Consider the following 17,701-nt stretch of genomic DNA (forward strand, 5'->3'; position numbering starts at 1 on the left):
CGGCTCAGCCGAACGTGTCGGCGGCCCCATAGAACGACTCCGCTATCCGGACAAGATGTCCGGTTTGTAGTTATCGCGGGCGCAGACCGTCGAACACGAGGTCCAGCGCATCCTCAAGCTTGCGCTGCCCCGCCGGACCCTCGTGGAGGTCATGAAACAAGCCACTCACCATGCGCAGTGCAAGCCCGAGCTTCTCACCGTCGATATCGGCTCGCACATCACCATTTGCCCGCGCCCGCGTCGCCACGGGATCCAGCACGCGCGCTAGCCGCTCACCCAGCGCCTCGAACGCTGCCATGTTCTCGGTATCGGCGACGATATCTGCAGCGATCCGGGCGAACAACGCCGTGCCGCGAGTGCCGGCCAGCACGAGATCGATCAAAGACTGTCGCAAATCCTGTTCGTGTGCCACGGCCTTCTCGACGCGGTCGACCTCGCCTTCGAAAATCGCAAGCGCGAGCGTCTCACGATCCCGAAAATTGCGATACAGCGTACCACGCCCGACGCCAGCACGGGCGGCGATCTCCTCAAGTGGAACGCCGTAGCCGCGTTCGGCAAAGCTTTCCGCTGCCGCCGCGATCAGCGCATCGCGCCGCAGCTTGGCGTCACGGCGCATCAAATACCGCCTGATGGTTCAGAACGGTCGTCTCCGCCACGAATGTCATCAAGCTCACGTACCTCATGTAGCGCTCCAGGATCCGCCCCCGGTGGAACTATTTCCCACCGCATGGTTTGTGCCGACCACATACCGGACACATTGTCCGGTTAGGAGTTCGTCACCATAGATCGTCCGTAGCGGACCGAGGGACCGATATGCAAAGCTCTTTGACGCAAACTTCTCCGCGGTTTGATTCGAGATCTAGAACTGGAAACGAACAGTCATCACCTGATGGAGCGGCCTTCGCAGTGTCTCTACTAGCGCTTCGCCCTCGTTTGCAGCGCTACGCCCGTTCGCTCGTACACAATCCGGACTTTGCCGAAGATCTGGTTCAGGATACGCTGTTGCGCGCCTGGAAAGCACAAGCGCAGTTCGTCGCAGATACCAGCATGAAGGCGTGGACCTTCACGATCCTACGCAACCTGTTCCTGAGCGCGCGTCGACGCGACCGGTTCCACGGTGACTACGATGAGGTCGCAGCGGAACGGATCATTGCCATCACTGGTAATCAGGAGAGCGCCATCGATCTGACGAAGGTGGAAACCGCGATGGCGATGCTACCGGAGGATCAGCGGCAGGCTCTCCACATGATGACGTTCGGCGGCCTTACTACCGAGGAAATTGCGAAACGCATTGGTGCGCCGGCAGGAACGATAAAGAGCAGAGTTTCACGGGCACGGACTGCCCTGAAATTGCTTATGACTACACAATATTCTGGATCCGCAATTTCGGCAAAAGCGCCCACCTCATCAGCAAATAAACAACAAAGATCGGCGAGGAAGCCTCAGATAAAGGGCACATCTGGTAGCCTTCTCATCGGATAAGATTGTAGAACTATGCCCACATTTTATGCTTTCAACCAATTTACACAATAAGCTATTGGCTCTGATTTTCACAGCCTAATCCCTAGACTCTAATACACCTACTTCTATAACTACAAGATTTTGGTTTCGATGTATTTGAGAAAGTATTTGTGCTGAGCATATCAACCCCAAATGCTCACCCCGCACACCTAGTTGCAAATAGCGAAGACGTATTGATGTATAACCCCGCACCTAAAGACATGTACTGCCACCATCACGAATCGGAAGCTCAATGCCGTGTCGAACAGTCCGAGCTACGTCGCCTATCTTCAGCCCCGAACCGTGACTGCGACGCTGACCTACCGGTTCTTCAGATGATTATCGTCGGGTCGGGTACAGAAGGTCGGTCGAGATGACAGGGAACACCTTGTGGCGGCCAAGCGCCGAGGGAGAGATAGTCGCAGCTGGCGAGCGCTCCCGGCGCTGGCGACACTTCTGGAGATTGGTAAGCGCTTTCTGGGTTTCAAACCAAGCAAAGATTGCCTGGCCGATGTTCGCGGTGCTGATCGGCATCCAGTACGCATCCGTCAGCAGCTTCGTATGGATGGCCAACTGGGAAAAAGCGTTATTTGACTCGCTCGAAGCGCGTCGCGTGGCAGCCCTGGGGCCACTTGTGATCCAGTTCATCGGTATCTCGCTAGCAACCGTCGGCTTCGGCATCGTGCAAGCCTATTTAGGCGGCATGCTGAAGATGCGGTGGCGCTCATGGCTGACCGCCGACTATATGGAGCGGTGGCTCCGTCATGACAGTTACCTGGACATCGAGAGGACAGGTGTAGTCGACAACCCTGACCAGCGCGTCGCTGAAGATATCGACATTTTCACCAGCGAAGCGCTAGAAATGGTGTTGAGCGTCATTTCGGTGGTGATGAGTGTCATAACGTTCGGCGCGATCTTGCTTCAAGCGTCGCAGCCGATCGTTTTCGCACTGGCGGGCTATCAGTTTTCGATTCCTGGCGACCTGGTAATATACGGCATCTTGTACGCCGTCGCTGGCAGCTGGTTCATCACGTTCGTCGGCAAGCATCTGGTGCGCTGGACGATCGAACAGCAGCACCTCGCTGCCAATTTTCGATTTCGCCTCATCAACATCCGTAGAAATGCCGAACAGATCGCATTTGCCCGGACTATAGCTAGCGAGTGGCGGAAACTACGGCTCGATTTTGCCCGGATCTTCACCAATTACCGCGGATTACTTATTCGTCAGCAATATGTGACTTCGGTCGGTGGCCTGTACGGCAGCGTCGGTGGGATACTGCCAGTCTTTCTGCTCATGCCAAAATATTTCTCCGGTCAGATGACGCTGGGTACGGTGATGCAAAATCGCACCGCGTTCGGGCAATTCAACAGCGCCCTTTCCTACTTCGTCCAGGCATACACAACTATCGCCACGCTCGTCGCGGTCATTGCGCGCATACACGATCTTGATTGGGCAATTGCCTCGCCGACCTTGAGCGGGATCTCCGTTCGGGCAGATCCAGCAGGTGGCCTCAAGGCAACAGGCCTTCGGCTCAAAACGCCCGCTGGGGTCCAACTCGCCACGATTGGCGACTGGACCGTAAGGGTCGGCGAGCGCTGGAGCATCCGGGGTCCGTCTGGCGTAGGAAAGAGTACGTTGCTGCGAGCCGTCGCAGGAATTTGGCCATATGGTGCCGGCGACGTGTCCGTCCCGGCCACGGGCCACACGATGTTCGTGTCGCAGCGCCCCTTCCTGCCGATTGGAACGCTAAAAGAAGCGTTATGTTTTCCGGGCGAGCAAAGTGTCTTCACAGATGACGAATGCCGCAATGCGCTATCCATGTTCCGCCTGGGCGCGTTGATCGAAGACCTCGATGTGGAAATGGTCTGGCAAGATCGGCTCTCCCCTGGTGAACAGCAGCGCCTCGCGTTCGCACGGGTCGTGCTTCAGCAGCCCAACACCCTGTTTCTCGACGAAGCGACCAGTGCGCTCGACGGCGACAACGCACATCACGCCTATCAAACACTGCTGGGTGTCTTCCCGGAACTGACGCTGGTGAGTGTCGTCCACGACCGGAACCTAGACACCTATCACAGTCGTCAGCTCGAGATCGTCGACGGGGCGGGGCTTACGCGCGTGCTGCCCGACGTGATCAAACTTTCTTCCAATGAGGATAATACACGATGAGTAACCTGACTACGCAGGCGACCGATGAAACGTTCGACGACTTGATCAAGAGCGACAGCAAGCTCGTGCTCGTAGATTTCTGGGCTGATTGGTGCGGACCATGCAAGGCGCTGGCCCCAGTACTAGACGACATCGCCGAGGACTTTGGAGATGACGTGTCTATCGTCAAGCTCGACATCGTCGCGAACGAAACAACAGCCGACCGTTTAGGAGTACGAGGTATTCCGCTGCTGATTTTCTACAAGGATGGTATTGAGGTCAATCGATCCACCGGAGTTCTCTCGAAGAGCCGCCTCGCCAATATGATCGAAAAGTATCTGTGATGCGCGCTTTTCCAGAGGGTGCCGCGCAGAAGGCCGCAGTTATAGCTTCGGTGACGGCAGCCATTAAAGCCGGAGGGCTTCATGGCGGCACGGAAGTAACGAGCGCAACGCTGCTTGCGTGTGTTGTGGAGGAGGACGATCCTAGAGCTTTCGAAACCAGAACGGGCATTCCGGGCAGCTTGGCTTTTCTTGGCAATCTGGGCATCGAGGCACACGACGATCCCGCCGAAGCAAGTGCGTTTGCGCAGGCGTGGATCGCGGCACCCGAACTCGGCGCTGATTTGACCAAAGTCCCGAGCGAGATGGTTCTTTGGGTAATCGACCATGCCGAAAAAATCTGGAGGTCGGCGTTTGACGGCGCCACGCCGAGTAGCCTTGGCATGGTGCGCGAAATGCATGCACGCCAGTTTGCCGGGGAAAATCCCGGTCGATCGGAATGGTCAAGCGTCCGGAACGAGGCTCTGACGAAGACTGATGCGGTGGGAGACCACCGGCAGCGTGACCTTAATAAGCTGGCCGAAACCTTGGCGTGGTCTCCGTTGTCGTCCCGGACGATCCTCGCAGAAGGTGTCAGAATTCTCGCCGGCATCGCCGGAGCGGCCGCCGCGGCCAGAGCACCGATGAGCGATGAAGAACGTGCCGAGATCTACCGCGCCATGGAGACCCTGTACGCCAAAACAGAAGCCGAACGTGATGCAGACCCCGAAAACTATTACTTTCCAGACGTTTTCGAGAAGGAGATGCCGGAAATGTCTGCGCGATTCAAAGTCGATCTACTCGCCCAGAACGCGGCGTTCGCGGACGCTATCCGCTCGGCTGGAAAGCACGCGCTGGCCTTGATGCGCGCAGTTCCAAGCTCCTGAAGACCACTTTTCCAAAAGGAAAACCATGACCCTGCCCCCTCTCATCCCGCGCCGAGACATTTTCGGCAATCCCGAACGGTCCGGTGCCGGCATCAGCCCTGATGGCGAATGGCTATGCTGGATAGCGCCGGTCTCGGGCGTAATGAATCTATGGATCGCGCCTCGAGATCGCCCTGACAACGCCATGCCAATAACAGACGACACGAACCGTGGCATCGACAATTACGGCTGGAGCTACGACAGCCGTTACCTGCTTTTTTCAAAGGATAGGGACGGCGACGAGAACTGGCATGTCTATGCCGTGCCCGTCACCGGCGGACCGTCCCGCGACCTTACTCCGCTCGAGGACGCGCAATGTGGGATCGCGGCGATCAGCCGTCACCTACCCACCGAAATTTTGGTGACGTCTAACGCCCGCGATCCCAGTTTCGCAGATCTTGTTCGGATCGACCTCGACACTGGCGTGACAACCGTCGTGGTCGAGAACCCGGGCTTCGCCTTCTTCATCTGTGACGATTGGTTCGTGCCACGTATCGCAGTTCAAAATACGATGACGGGGACGCTGGAAATACTCCGACCAAATGGTGACGAATGGTCACCTTGGATGACATTCTCACCTGAGGACGCTCGCAGTTCCGGCCCATCGCACCTCGATGCTGCCGGAAAAACGCTTTATTTTCTGGACAGCCGGGGTCGCGACAAGACGGCTCTGATGCAGGTTGCACTAGATGACGCCGAGCCGGTTGTGATGGCGCAGGACGACCGTGCGGATATTGGTGGGCTTATTGCTGATATCGACACCTACCGGCCCCTCGCCTACTCCGTGACCTATGAGCACCATGAGTATGTCGTGCTAGACGAGGCTATCCGGAGCGATATCGAATTTCTCGACGCAGCCGACGTTGGCGACTGGTCGATTATGAGCCAATCGAACGACAACCGCTGGTGGACGATTGGTGCAAATTCCGATTTACGCCCCGGCCGGGCCTATTTGTACGACCGGCAGGGAAGGACGCTGACGCAACTCTATGAGTCCCGCCCGGCCCTTGCCCGCGCAACGCTCGCCCAGATGCATGCGGTCACCATACCGTCCCGCGACGGGTTGCCGCTGGTCTGCTACCTGACCTTGCCTCCAACCGGCGACGCGGGCGGCGCGACCCCTCGGACCCTTGGTCCGCAACCGTTAGTGCTAAGCGTTCACGGCGGTCCGTGGACGCGCGATACATTTGGGTTCAACGGCGAGCATCAGTGGCTCGCTAATCGGGGCTACGCAGTACTTAACGTCAACTTCCGCGGATCAAGCGGACTCGGAAAAACATTCCTTTCTGCTGGCGACCTGGAATGGGGTGCGCGTATGGACGATGATCTGAGTGATGCGGTCGCTTGGGCCGTCGACGCAGGGATTGCCGATCCAGACCGTATCGCGATCATGGGCGGCAGCTATGGTGGTTATGCTACGTTGGCGGCCTTGACACGTAACCCGGACAAATACTGCTGTGGTATCGACATTGTAGGCCCGTCCAACCTTGAAACGCTTCTGGGGGCGATCCCGCCCTACTGGGAGACAGAACGCGCTAAGCTGTACCGCGCGATCGGCGATCCACGCACGGACAAAGGCAAAGCACTGCTTTACGACCGGTCGCCAATGCACCGCGCCGGTGACATCCGCCGCCCGCTCCTAATCGGGCAAGGGGCGAACGACCCTCGCGTCAAGCAAGCAGAATCGGATCAGATGGTGGCGGCAATGGAACAACGCGGCGTGCCGGTGACCTATGTGGTCTACCCTGATGAGGGGCATGGTTTCCACCGCCCGCCGAATCAGGTCTCGTTCAACGCCATCGTCGAGGCATTTCTGGCCCGTCATCTCGGTGGAAGATTAGAACCGGTTGCGGCGGATGAGGTTGCCGGGGCGACATACGAGTTGCGCGGCGACGCTGCGTGGCTCGAAACCCTGTTGCCCGAGCGCGACTAAGTCGGGCGTCGGGGGTCCACCTTACCTCTCTAGCGACGGCGGCGTCTACACGATGCCGCCGTCGCTGCTTACCAGCCAAAGCTGCCGGACAAATCATGGCAGAGAACCCGTTAAACGACGTGATGGGGCGTCGGCGTTCTCGACATCAGCGCGGCCGTAACACTCCAGCGATGGCGTTGATTGACCGCGGGGCCTTCCGCAAGTCGTTCACGATTCTAAGGTCCCGGACGACCACCAGGTTGGACTCACGCTGCCAATCGGCTTTGGCGCGTTGTTTTCTGTCTCCACCTTCCGCCCCTTTTTGAATTTCCATCGACTAATACTGTACCATCCTTAGCTCGAAAGAGGCATATGAACTTCGATCTACACCGTCGCGACTTCCTACTGAGCGCGACGGGAGCGTCAACGCTGCTGATGATGGGGAACGCAGGGCCTGCGCCAGCATTTGCGATCCCGGAGCCCAAGCAGGTGCGCATGCTTGGCCGCGACAATTGGCGGCCGACCACCGCCACACGGATCGTCACGGCAGCGGTGTGGTTGCCCGAAGCGCAGCGTTTGGCAGACGATCTTGTCACCTGCGGTCTGTCGCGCGTCCGACCGCAGGTGGTGGCGCGCGGCCCCCGCCGCGGCGACATCCTGATCGGACATACCTTGGGCGGGGGAGCGGAAGCATATCGCCTCACGATAGAGCACGATCAGGTACGTATCGAAGCCGGCGACGCGGCGGGCGTCTATTACGCGACGCGATCGCTACTCCAGCGGTTAATGCTGGCGGGTTCGGTACCGGTGGCGGTGGTCGAAGATGCGCCAGACTGCCCGCAGCGTGGTGTCATGGTCGACGTCGGCCGCAAATATTATTCGCGCGAGTGGCTAGAACGGCTGATTGTTCGCATGGGGTGGTTGAAGCTCAACATGCTTCACCTTCATCTGACAGACAACGAAGGGTTCGGTTACTCCAGCGCGATAGATCATCGACTGGCCTCCCCGCTGCATTTAAGCCGCGACGACCTGCGATCGCTGGTTGCGCACGGAAAGCGCCACCATGTCACGCTCGTGCCCGAACTAGACGCACCGGGACACCTAGCCAGCGTCATTCGGCTGTATCCGGAACTGGCGCTTATCGCGGCCGACGGGTCCAGCACCGGACGCGCGATCGACGTGTCGATGCCCGCCGCGCGCACTCTACTGGACCGATTTATCGATGAACTGTTGCCGATCTTCCCCGGCCCAGTATGGCATCTGGGCGGGGACGAGGTGCTGCTCACGGAGAAACCCGATCACAGCACGAACGAGCTCGACGTTCTCTTCCCGCAACTCGTTCGGCACGCGGCCCTTGCCTCCGGGCCGGGCGCGACAGCGCACGACGCGCTGAGCCTGCACCTGAATGCAATGCAAATCCGCTTGGCGGCGCACGGCAAGCGGTGCCGTGCGTGGAATGACGGCATGCAAGGCGATGGCATCGTAGCGCTCGATCGCAGGATCGAGATCGACTATTGGGAAAATCTCGGCGGGAAGCTGAAGACGCCGCAGCAGCACATTACGGAAGGCTTTCGACTGCTCAACGCGCATTCGCGCTACCTGTACCATGTTCTCGCCAACCCACCCTTCCCTTGGTACCCGCACCCGACCAGAGATAAGATGCTCGACGAATGGAGTGTCACGCTGTTCGAAGGGGAGAAGCTGCCGATTGCATCCTCGCCGTCTATCCTAGGCGCGCATCTGGCGGTGTGGGCCGACCGACCGGAGGCAAGCAGCGAGCAGGAAATCGAACGCTCGCTACTCGGGCCGACCTTCGCGCTGGCGGAAAAGACGTGGAACGCGACACCGCCGCCGGGGTACGATCGGGTAGGGTTCGTCCGTGCGCAGCAGCAACTGTCGCGCCGGATTGACAGCCGTTCGATCCTGGCCTCCGGGAAACCGGACTGGCGATCGATGTGCAATTCTGAGCACGCGACCGACAGAAGCCGCAGTTAACGGTTTGTAAAGCCAGACCGGTGCATCCGTCATCGTCGAGGAAGGCATCGACACCTTCAACGACCATCGCGCTTTGGCCCCCCCTGTGCATTTTCCAGACACAGATCCACGGAAGTGGCTTGATGAGCAGCAGCATAAGGCCGTTGCCATCGAGATCGAGGCGGTCGGACCAAAGATGATCGCCGGTGAGGTTGATGCCGTCCCAGCCCAGCGGCGAGAGCCGGGACAGCATAGCCGGATTAATGGGACTTCCTCGGCGCCGCCTTTCCCCGACGGTACAACCGAGATAGCGGCAGTTAAACAGAATGATAACGGCGGTGGTGACAAGGTTAGTTGCGGCCGCGCGGGTCTGCTGGGTCTGCTGGGTCTACAGACCCCGGCCACGGAAACGACCGAGCCGTTGAAGGGCAACTGCTCGGGCGCAATGCCCGCTGCGGTACGAGGTTCCAGTTATAACCCAATCTAAAGTGTAACCTTTATTTCATACCAGACGCAGTCTCAGCTCAGGACAATAAAGTGGCGTAAATACAAATAAAGTACGGTGTATATGATATTTTACATTATCTTGTCTTAGTAGAATCCAGTCGAGATATTGCAGTGGAACTAAACGTATTCTTGCGCCCCTGCGGTGTATGGCTATCCACCGGAATGGCGGCCGGACGCTGTTTTGCTGGAAATCGTGGAATTGGGGGGAGCCAAACCGAAGAAGCGAACGTAAAGTGTGCTTCGTGAGGTTAGTGCCTCAAAGCGCTACGCCCATAAACCCATGGAATAGCTATGAATTTAAAATCTTGCTCTCTGGCTTGCGCTGCGTCGTTGACTTTCATGATGGCAGCCCCGGCCGCAGCGGTTGGCGACATGCCCGTCAAGCTAACTCAGTGGCAGGGGTCGATCGCTTACCGCAATGTTCGTCCCCTGCTGTCAGCGGAAAATCTGACTTGCCCGGTAGGTCAGGTCGTTTCGTCGGGCATGGTGACGGGTGGCTCAAACCCGGGCGGCGGATCGCAGATCACGACTATCATGTTCAACAAAGGCGCCAAGGTCGTCATCTCTCGATCATGGGAAACAAACAACGGTCGGAGCCCCACGGTGTCGACAAAGATCGACTGTTCGGTTTAGTGGAGATATTGAAAAGGTGGCCGGCTACTGGGCACGCTCCGTCCGGCAGGTTGCTGACCCAGCTCGACATGAGGTCGAGCACCCGCCCGCCAGGGGGGATCGAATCGCGGTACACGCTGGTCAGTGCGCCGACAGCTGCCTCGTCAATGTGCTTGAGCAAACGCGGGGGCGCGTAAAAGCCAAGGTCGTCGCCATCATCCTGGCGTTCGAAGGCATGCGCCGGCAGTCCCAACTCGAACGCTTCGATCACGCGGTGAACCCTGGCCAAGTAAACCGGCCGGTATTTGCGACCACAGCGTTCGTTCGTAGCCGTCTGCCCGAACGCAGCGCGAGATAGCGGTCGCCCTCAATCACTGACGACGGCCGAGCCATACACCGACCCCCGCAAGGCTAGAACCGCCATACCCCCAGCACGATATTCCTCGGGATCGCTGCAGGAATGATCAGTTCGGATTGGTATGCGGTTCCTTGGGGCCATCGTTCAACGATCTGAGCTGCGCTTCGCGAGTTGGGTTACCACCACCATGTGGAACTGGCACATCGATAGGGCTGTGCGGCGTTGCACCACCGCTAAGCTTTCCCGATCCACTCAGGACATCCGCGGCATCGGCACCGCCTAGCCCCCCGCCGCCCGGCGTTTCGATCATCTGCGCATCGTCTAAAACAGTCGCCGCGTTATCCGCGTCGTTCGGCTCCGGCTTTACTTCGCCAGGTGCAATGTTCGGCTGTTCGGTTGCCATGTCGATGTCCTTTGCTCGCTCTAGAACCTTCCAAGCGAGGCTAGTTTCCGATTAACTCAACGATTTAACTCCTTGTTGTCAGGACACAGGAACCCCTGAGAACACCGTCTCGGCCCACCCCACCTTATGGCCCACTCATCCAGCATTACCTGGGAGGATCAGAGGCAAATTCCGCCGCTACGCCATCATGGATATGTTCGAAAAGCTAGGCGTTTTGAACATCATCTCAGGGAGAGCATGATGCCCGATACGTTCAAACCAACTGCGAAAATCGCCGCCAATGCGAAGAAGGGGCTAAAGTTGCGCGACGATTTCGGGCGAGGCGGTACGGACGTCGGGGTTCGTCGTGCCGAGCAACTGGCAGCGCAGGATGATGTGACCACCGAAGATGTGAAGTCGATGCATAGCTACTTCGCGCGTCACGAGGTCGATAAAGACGGCAAAACACATGAGTGGGGACCGGACACTGATCCTTCTGCCGGCTATATCGCCTGGCTTCTCTGGGGAGGCGATGAGGGCAAGGAATGGGCTGATCGACACGCCGAGAAGCTCGACTAGAGGGCTGTCGGAACGGCAGGTCGCGATCACGATCGGCATTCGATCACGGTTCATCACCACTTTTAACGCGGATGGCCAGCGCGATGCCGTTGGCGCTCCTCACTCCTGTAATTGATCGGCGCCTGTCAGATGTACGTTCTCCTGTTCGCTGCGACCGCAGCCCTAGTGCAATCTCCGGTTGCCGGATCCGTTGTGAAGCCAGGCACGATAGCGATCGTTGCTGCTGACAGTCCGACCACGTCTCCCGCTATCACCAAACCGTTCAAAGACGCCGTTCGGCGAACGCTCCTTTGGACACCTTTCCTGCCCCTGCCCGACGCAAACCACAGCCTTTACATCGCCAAGGTTGAGGTATCGCAGACCCAGCGCGGCGTTGTCCGGTCCGGCGACGACCGATCGGATAAGCCGGGCATGGCGGCTGGTTTTGGAGGCCCGTCGCTGACTTTGCCCTCGGGGAGGATCAACTGCACGGTCTGATCGTGACCCGGCTCGAAGTGACCGTGTCGTTGCGCCGCGACGATCACGTGGTTTGGACAGGGCAGGCGACCACGGTGCGCGCTAGCGGCACACGAACAGGCGACCCCTCGGTTGTTGCAGCAGCCCTGTCCGATGCCCTCCTGACGTGGTTTCCCCGGCAGCTGCCGGGACCGTTGTCTGTCCCGTAAGACTTACCGGGTAAGGCGATTATCAGCCTCTGATCTTCGACAACACGCGCGCCGCGACATTGCTCCTGGCTGCAAGCTTCCGCCCATAGCGTAGCGCTGTCGACGGTGAAGACCATCGCAGCGCCTGTGCAATGCCAACGCCGTCCTCCCCGGCCGCAAACAGATCCTGCGTCAGCCCTACGCGCAGCGAGTGGCTCGACAGGGCACGCGCCGCCTCCTCAACCTTCGCGATCGGCATCTCTACCAGCCCCTGATCGAATGCACTCAGCGCCACACGCCGATAGATGCCGTTGACTCCCTGCCGACTCAGTGAGGCCGTCCCGACGGTGTAGACCGTCCTCGCCGGTTCGGCCTTCTTGCCCTTGAGCTTCTCCTGCCAGTGCCGCGTGTGCCCCGGGATTGCCTCGTACGCCATCGGCGGAACCGCAGCGCGGAGACGGCGCCGATCGACCCCGACGCGGCGGAAGACGGGCCCCTCGGTAATCGCACTCGCGACCAGCCAGGCGCCGACCCGGCGCATCGTGTCCGCGGACAGCCAGCCCCAGGCTCCCTGCCCTTCCTGATCGGTCTTGGACGATGGGATGAACAGGAGCGCCGATCCATCGCTGTGTGGATCGATATGCGCGACGGTGACGGCGACGAGCTCGCTGACCCGCAGTCCAGCGTCATAGCCGAGCGACAGCAGCGCGCCATCACGCAGGCCCTGCAGATCGCCGCCACAGGCGCCTAACAGCGCGGTCAGCGTGAACCCCTTGGTATGGGGATCTAGCGAGGCCCCGAAGCGCAACGGGGCCGCCTGGCGTTGGGCCGCGCCACGACGCCGGCGCAGGCCCTTGAGCGCAGCGCGGACCATCACGTGGCTCGTCGGCGCGTGCCCCCTCTCCTGCAGGCCTGACAGGCCGTGTGCGGTGGCAAGACTGGCAACCCGCCGCGCGACCGTGGCCGGCTTGGCACCCCGCGCCTCGAGCATGGCAATGTAGCGGACCAGGTTTTCGGGCTCGGCGGGCAGCGGGGCGACACGGATGTCCTCACACCAAAGCAGATAGCAGGCCAGGTCCGACGCCAGCGCCGCCTTGCTCGCCGCGGCCATAGCGCCGAGCTGCGCCGCGAAACCGATCTCGCTGACAGGGCCGGCATCAGCCGGCAGCGCAATGCCAAGCAACCGGGTAACGCGGGCATCGATTGGCTCAACTATCCCACGCCGCGCTCGGATCGGCAGCCCCTCGCCGTCGGTGCGGTGGACGACGATCTCGCTCATGCGGGCCGCGCCCGCCGGTCTGATTTACCCTGCATTCCAGCTTCGTAGCACATCCCTTTAGTTACCATAATGTCCGATTATGGTAAGTCACCTTTATTGCTAAAAGATGCTGCCTAGTGATTTACAGTTTACTAGCGTACTGCCATCTCTATGTCGCTCCTTGATTTCACGTCCCTTACCTACGCGTTCGGTCGACTGGCTGGCGCAGCGCGCTTTGCGTCCCCCGAAATCCGCAGGGTTGCGAGCCTGGCAAACGTTGCCAGCGCATGGCGTGCGTATCGGCGCGACGCCGGCGCCGGCGATGTCGGCCCTGCGCATCAGCCAAGCAGCGATCCTGGCTCGATCCTAATGACCGACGACCCACGCCGCGACGCCGTCGTGCTCTGGCTTGCCGCACACGGGGTGCCACCGATTGCCGACGCTGCAACGATGGTCGTTCGCATGGTCAACGCGACGCGCGGGTTCGAGGTCGATGCGCTGGCATTGCTCAACGCCGCCGAGGATGCCTTGGCGCAGGCGGCTGCCGGTGGCCCCCTCACCGGTGCCTGCGGACTGGCGGACGCCGGTCCGGATCATCCGCTCCATGGGCTGGCGCGCGCTGCGGTCGCGGTCGACGTTTTGATCCGCGCGCCGGACTTCGCCGAAAGCTCTGGGCACGAGGCGCTACTCCCCCTGCCCTCCCGATCGATGCGGCATTACGTTGCGTCCGAGCCGGCCGGATGCTGGGCCCTGAACCTTGTGCTTGTTGCACGCGGCATCGTCCCACCGGTTACCGGGATAGTCCCGCGCACGGTCTTTCGCCTCGATGTCACGGACGCCCAGCGGGCTGCCGCGCTCGTCGACCATAGCACGCATGAAGCGTTGGCCGCGTTCACGAACTTGGAGCGCATAGAGTCGGTGTTGGCTCGCGGTCGGGATGCCCTCGTCGGCTTATCCCGCAACGCCCGGGCGTTTGAGGCTTGGACGCTTTTGGCGGCGCTCGGTCCGACCACGCGCAAGCAGCTCATGCGCGCGCTTGGCTTGTCGCGCGCCGGTGCCGATATCCAGGCGCGCGCGCTTGCTGCTGCGAGACTCGTCGGGCTCGAAACGGGAGGTTTGGTATCCCCCGCCCTCCCCGGTTCGTCTCCGTCGCCGTCTGCGTCCCTCGATCACGGTCCGCTTTGTGCAGCGGCTGCGGATCTTGATATCGCAATGGCAGAGATTGACCGCCTCCTCACACGGGGTCTCGATAAACGAAACTAGCCAGTGCGATTTTTGGATACCCACGAAGATTATTAGCCCGTTCGCTTGCCTTACTTGCAGGAGGCTCGGTGCCTAGAAGAACCCTAACACTTCGCGGTAAGTGCCCGCAGTTCCTCAAGTGCCTGCCAATAGGAACGGTGACCACGCTGGTTGGTAAATTCAACGAACCAGTCGAGTGTTTCCTGTGGACCCTTAATAAACAGATTTCCCTGAGCGACTGTCTCTCGCCGACGTCGGCTAGGTCGAGCTGAGACACTCTCGCCCTCCCCCTGGGCACGATCGACGAACCCCATTGCAGCGCCACGCGCGACTGCCTCCTCTTCTCTCATAGGATCGATACGAAGAGGCGCTTTCGAGAGGCCGGAAAGATTGAGTTTGTCGGCGACTTCGTCAGCCGATGCCGCATTAGGCTTCTTGAACCCATAACCGCTCATCGGTCAGTCTCCTCACGCACAGCCTCTACGACTGCGTACGCAACTTCGAATGCGTTTCGCTTGGCTGCTGCAAGCCCTGAAGTCTTTTCATCGGTCAGCTCTTCCAACGTTGATGCAAAATCGAATACGTCACGGTAAGCCGCTCGTTCTACCAGTCCCTTGTTGAGCAACGGTAGATCAGCATCCTTTATTGCGGAGGTAATTCGTTTCGCAGATTTCGTTTCGATCGCCGCGTTGTCACGACTTCGGACGAGGCGGTACGGAATAACGCGGCCTAAGGCTTCCGCCTCCTCGTGTATCAAACCAACGGCATTAGCTGCTAATTCTGCGTCAATCGGCGACAGATTGAACGGAATCAGTACCAAGTGAGAGCGGGCAAGTGCTCTTGATGTCATCCGCGAAGCCGTCCCCTCAAGATCGATTAAAACAAAGTCGTTCTTCTCGGTGAGGGCGTCGAGCACCTTTACTAGCTCTGACTCTTTAGGGCTTGCTACGATCTCAAACGGAAGTGCCCTCCCCTCAGCGGTACGCCTGGCGCCCCACTTCGCTATGATTGCGTTTGGATCAGCATCGACGACGACAACCGACGCGCCGCTGCGAGCCAGCTCCCCAGCGAGAATGAACGTAAGAGTCGTTTTGCCGGCACCCCCTTTCGGGTTTGCTACTGATATCGCTGGCATGCCTGCGTTTCCTCATTAACATTTTACTAGGCTACTAATTGCCTATTCCAATCGATTGGCCATGCATAGGCTGTTGGCTGCCTATCAAAATCCTATTAATAGTGCAAGACATATACAATGGATATCCTTTTGGTAGCCTTTGGATCGCCTATCGATATAGCTGCCTATGCATATGATGGCCTATGCATATGCTGGCCTATGGATATCCCTGCCTATGGATATCCTTTCCTATGGATATGGCGGCCTATCGATATGGTGGTCGATGGTTGATAGCCAACCGAAGAATATCGACTGGATATCCTTTTGGTAGCCAAACGAAATGGATATCCTGCGGATATTCACCCTCCTCACTGGCCTACGTCGTAGGCTGCTGGAGTTAGACGACCGCCGCGGCTGCCAGGATCGTTGGCAAAATAGAGCAGCTTTACATGCAATAGATAATCTGTAGCCTTCAGCGCAGCCTGATTGTTTGCGCCAACGACCGACCCACCCACAGCAAGCTGCCGCTCGCGCTGGAGGGCATATAAACCTTCTCCGCGGGCGACGAGCAGGGGATCGCCCAAATATGACACCAGGAGCTTCAGCAAAGGGCAGGGGAGGGGGTCAACACACAGGCATCCATCGTTTTGTGCGTCAGCCACCCAAATTAGAGCCACCATGGCGGCAAAGAGCCCGTCGGCAGGGTTCACCGCGTACGCTTCTAGCCCAGCGCGATTGTCCCTAGGAGCGGTCGCCGCACGGCATCTCCATGTCACCATCAGTGTCGATACCGCCCTTAAGGAGCTTTTGCGCCGTCGCAGGGGGAGGGAGGGCGATCGCAAGCATGCCAAGGATTGCGAGTGTCCGATTTATGTGTGTTCCCCTTGCTCAGTTGAGCGGTTTTGGGTTGGTAAAGTTGATGCTGGTGTGGAGGTTGCCGGCCGGCGACCGATGCAAGTCGATCGTCCGACTGGTTCGCTGTGTGAAGACCATCGGCCGCACCACAGTCTCATAGGTGGTCGATGTACCGAACCACTTCGTCAGACCGTGCCATTTGTCCCCCTCGATGATTCTCATCCGGTAAGTGCCGGGTGGCACCGGTACGGATACATCCTCGTTATGGTTCACATAGACGGAGATGACGTGAACGTCGGTTTTTCGATCAAACAGCTGTACGACAACATTTGCATCTGCCGCTCTCACCCCAATTTTCGACGTCGCCGTCTTTGGATCGACACTATTATTGACCGTGACGGTTCCGGACGCTGGGAAGGGCAGTTCCGCCACGCGATCGGGAAACCAGCCGGAGCGTTTTGCCTCACGGTAGGCGGGGATCAAGATAGGCATCGCGCATAGCAGGAATATCCATTTCTGCGCTGGGTGCGTCTGAGCATGTCGTTTCGGACGATGTCGGTTCTTCTGATAGTCGAACCCACGACTGGCTGTATCGAACCAGCCAGGGCCAACTCCGCTGCCGTTGCCACCGCCTCCGATCCAACGCGCGCTGCCAAGCGGTACCGCTTTTCTGTGTTTGTCGTGCGGCTGCTCTACCCTCGCTTTGCGATCGTCCCAGATTGTTGTGCCGGAGGCCTTTCTCTGACGGTCCCGATAGCGCTCGCGCATATAGTCTCGGTCATCAATGCCCATGACCAGCCCCCGCAATTTCCTTCGCCCGCCGGTTGACGGCGCGGCGGTGGAGAACACCGAGTTGCTGAGCGAAATCGACGATGACGAACGAAAACTCGTCAGCGACGTCTTGCTCGGCCGCGCAGGTGGGCGCGATCGAAGCTGCAGCCAGTACCAGATGCGCAGCGGCGATGGGATGCGCTTGCATTAGGTGGAATGACTGAGTCCGGAAGCCGTCCGCCAAGTCCGTGTCGGACAGTGCATCGGGTGTCAGCAGCTCGGCCGAGGACGGTTCACTTTCAGCGTGTTGCATGATTACTCCCCCCGGTACGTGGATCGCTTTGCGTAGTGTGCGGCGTGAAGGTGGCGCCCTGGCCGTGCCATTGGGCTCCGATCATCGCGCAGGCGATCGCCCACAGGGCCGTGAAGACGGCAGTCCCGCCGACGATCCAGAATGTCAGCGCCATCAGCCGGCGATGGCGGTGTCGCGGTGTGGCTTCAGGCGAGGGATCGACCGTCGCCCCCCAGATTACACCGTCGGTGGGCGCGGCATCGAGGCGGGTTGTACGGCCACGTTGCCTGGGTGGGGCTCGCATATAGT

The 17,701-nt window shown here is 59.4% G+C and carries 18 protein-coding genes and 1 pseudogene; 8 read left to right on the forward strand and 11 right to left on the reverse strand.

Features of this window, described 5'->3' with window-relative positions:
• Positions 1-70: 70 nt before the first annotated feature.
• Complete coding sequence (locus tag C8J46_RS15280; RefSeq protein ID WP_132741056.1) at positions 71-616, reverse strand: TetR/AcrR family transcriptional regulator; 546 nt, start codon at positions 614-616, stop codon at positions 71-73.
• Between the two features lie 290 nt (positions 617-906).
• Between C8J46_RS15280 and C8J46_RS15285 the strand changes: the two genes are divergently transcribed.
• From C8J46_RS15285 to C8J46_RS15310, 6 genes are all read left to right on the forward strand, one after another.
• On the forward strand, positions 907-1,482 hold the full coding sequence (locus tag C8J46_RS15285; RefSeq protein WP_165886577.1) for a sigma-70 family RNA polymerase sigma factor: 576 nt from the start codon (positions 907-909) through the stop codon (positions 1,480-1,482).
• 391 nt (positions 1,483-1,873) lie between these two features.
• Entirely contained in the window at positions 1,874-3,667 is a 1,794-nt protein-coding gene (locus C8J46_RS15290; protein ID WP_132741060.1) for an ABC transporter ATP-binding protein/permease, read from the forward strand.
• A complete protein-coding gene (gene trxA / locus C8J46_RS15295; RefSeq protein WP_132741062.1) occupies positions 3,664-3,990 on the forward strand; it encodes a thioredoxin in 327 nt (108 codons plus the stop codon). Before C8J46_RS15290 ends, trxA begins: the two co-directional genes overlap by 4 nt.
• Complete coding sequence (locus tag C8J46_RS15300; RefSeq protein WP_132741064.1) at positions 3,990-4,853, forward strand: hypothetical protein; 864 nt, start codon at positions 3,990-3,992, stop codon at positions 4,851-4,853. The genes trxA and C8J46_RS15300 overlap by 1 nt, the downstream gene beginning before the upstream one ends.
• A 25-nt stretch (positions 4,854-4,878) precedes the next feature.
• On the forward strand, positions 4,879-6,825 hold the full coding sequence (locus tag C8J46_RS15305) for a S9 family peptidase (protein WP_207894198.1): 1,947 nt from the start codon (positions 4,879-4,881) through the stop codon (positions 6,823-6,825).
• Positions 6,826-7,176: 351 nt separating this feature from the next.
• Positions 7,177-8,799: a family 20 glycosylhydrolase gene (locus C8J46_RS15310; protein WP_132741066.1), complete on the forward strand. Its 1,623-nt coding sequence runs from the start codon at positions 7,177-7,179 to the stop codon at positions 8,797-8,799.
• A gap of 109 nt (positions 8,800-8,908) precedes the next feature.
• Here the strand turns inward: C8J46_RS15310 and C8J46_RS21465 are convergent.
• The 3 genes and pseudogenes from C8J46_RS21465 to C8J46_RS15325 form a co-directional block, all read right to left on the reverse strand.
• Positions 8,909-9,220: pseudogene (locus tag C8J46_RS21465) on the reverse strand (Tn3 family transposase); the annotation flags it as partial.
• A gap of 624 nt (positions 9,221-9,844) precedes the next feature.
• Positions 9,845-10,168 carry a hypothetical protein gene (locus C8J46_RS15320; RefSeq protein WP_132741068.1) on the reverse strand — a complete coding sequence of 108 codons (324 nt, stop codon included), beginning with the start codon at positions 10,166-10,168 and terminating at the stop codon, positions 9,845-9,847.
• A gap of 193 nt (positions 10,169-10,361) precedes the next feature.
• Positions 10,362-10,658 (reverse strand): hypothetical protein, encoded by a 297-nt coding sequence (locus C8J46_RS15325; protein ID WP_132741070.1) that lies wholly within the window; start codon positions 10,656-10,658, stop codon positions 10,362-10,364.
• A 240-nt stretch (positions 10,659-10,898) separates the two neighbouring features.
• Here C8J46_RS15325 and C8J46_RS15330 point away from each other — a divergent pair, with 240 nt between their 5' ends.
• Entirely contained in the window at positions 10,899-11,216 is a 318-nt protein-coding gene (locus tag C8J46_RS15330) for a hypothetical protein (RefSeq protein ID WP_132741072.1), read from the forward strand.
• A gap of 687 nt (positions 11,217-11,903) precedes the next feature.
• On the opposite strand, the gene C8J46_RS15335 is transcribed toward C8J46_RS15330, so the two are convergent.
• Positions 11,904-13,139 carry an integrase gene (locus C8J46_RS15335; protein ID WP_132741074.1) on the reverse strand — a complete coding sequence of 412 codons (1,236 nt, stop codon included), beginning with the start codon at positions 13,137-13,139 and terminating at the stop codon, positions 11,904-11,906.
• A gap of 348 nt (positions 13,140-13,487) precedes the next feature.
• On the opposite strand from C8J46_RS15335, the gene C8J46_RS15340 reads away from it, so the two are divergent.
• A complete protein-coding gene (locus C8J46_RS15340) occupies positions 13,488-14,381 on the forward strand; it encodes a hypothetical protein (protein WP_132741076.1) in 894 nt (297 codons plus the stop codon).
• An 83-nt stretch (positions 14,382-14,464) separates the two neighbouring features.
• Here C8J46_RS15340 and C8J46_RS20895 read toward each other — a convergent pair whose 3' ends face one another.
• From C8J46_RS20895 to C8J46_RS20900, 6 genes are all read right to left on the reverse strand, one after another.
• Positions 14,465-14,815, reverse strand: a complete 351-nt coding sequence (locus C8J46_RS20895; RefSeq protein ID WP_165886579.1) for a hypothetical protein — start codon at positions 14,813-14,815, stop codon at positions 14,465-14,467.
• A complete protein-coding gene (locus C8J46_RS15345) occupies positions 14,812-15,495 on the reverse strand; it encodes a ParA family protein (RefSeq protein WP_082445157.1) in 684 nt (227 codons plus the stop codon). Before C8J46_RS15345 ends, C8J46_RS20895 begins: the two co-directional genes overlap by 4 nt.
• Before the next feature lie 347 nt (positions 15,496-15,842).
• Positions 15,843-16,082, reverse strand: a complete 240-nt coding sequence (locus C8J46_RS15350; protein WP_165886580.1) for a hypothetical protein — start codon at positions 16,080-16,082, stop codon at positions 15,843-15,845.
• 280 nt (positions 16,083-16,362) lie between these two features.
• On the reverse strand, positions 16,363-17,121 hold the full coding sequence (locus tag C8J46_RS15355; protein ID WP_132741080.1) for a hypothetical protein: 759 nt from the start codon (positions 17,119-17,121) through the stop codon (positions 16,363-16,365).
• The gene (locus C8J46_RS15360; RefSeq protein WP_132741082.1) at positions 17,111-17,413 is read right to left on the reverse strand and encodes a hypothetical protein; all 303 of its coding nucleotides are present in this window, start codon (positions 17,411-17,413) and stop codon (positions 17,111-17,113) included. Before C8J46_RS15360 ends, C8J46_RS15355 begins: the two co-directional genes overlap by 11 nt.
• Entirely contained in the window at positions 17,400-17,567 is a 168-nt protein-coding gene (locus C8J46_RS20900; RefSeq protein ID WP_165886581.1) for a hypothetical protein, read from the reverse strand. Before C8J46_RS20900 ends, C8J46_RS15360 begins: the two co-directional genes overlap by 14 nt.
• Positions 17,568-17,701 lie beyond the last annotated feature (134 nt).

Source organism: Sphingomonas sp. PP-F2F-A104-K0414, assembly GCF_004340945.1.
In the GTDB taxonomy this organism is placed as follows: domain Bacteria; phylum Pseudomonadota; class Alphaproteobacteria; order Sphingomonadales; family Sphingomonadaceae; genus Sphingomonas.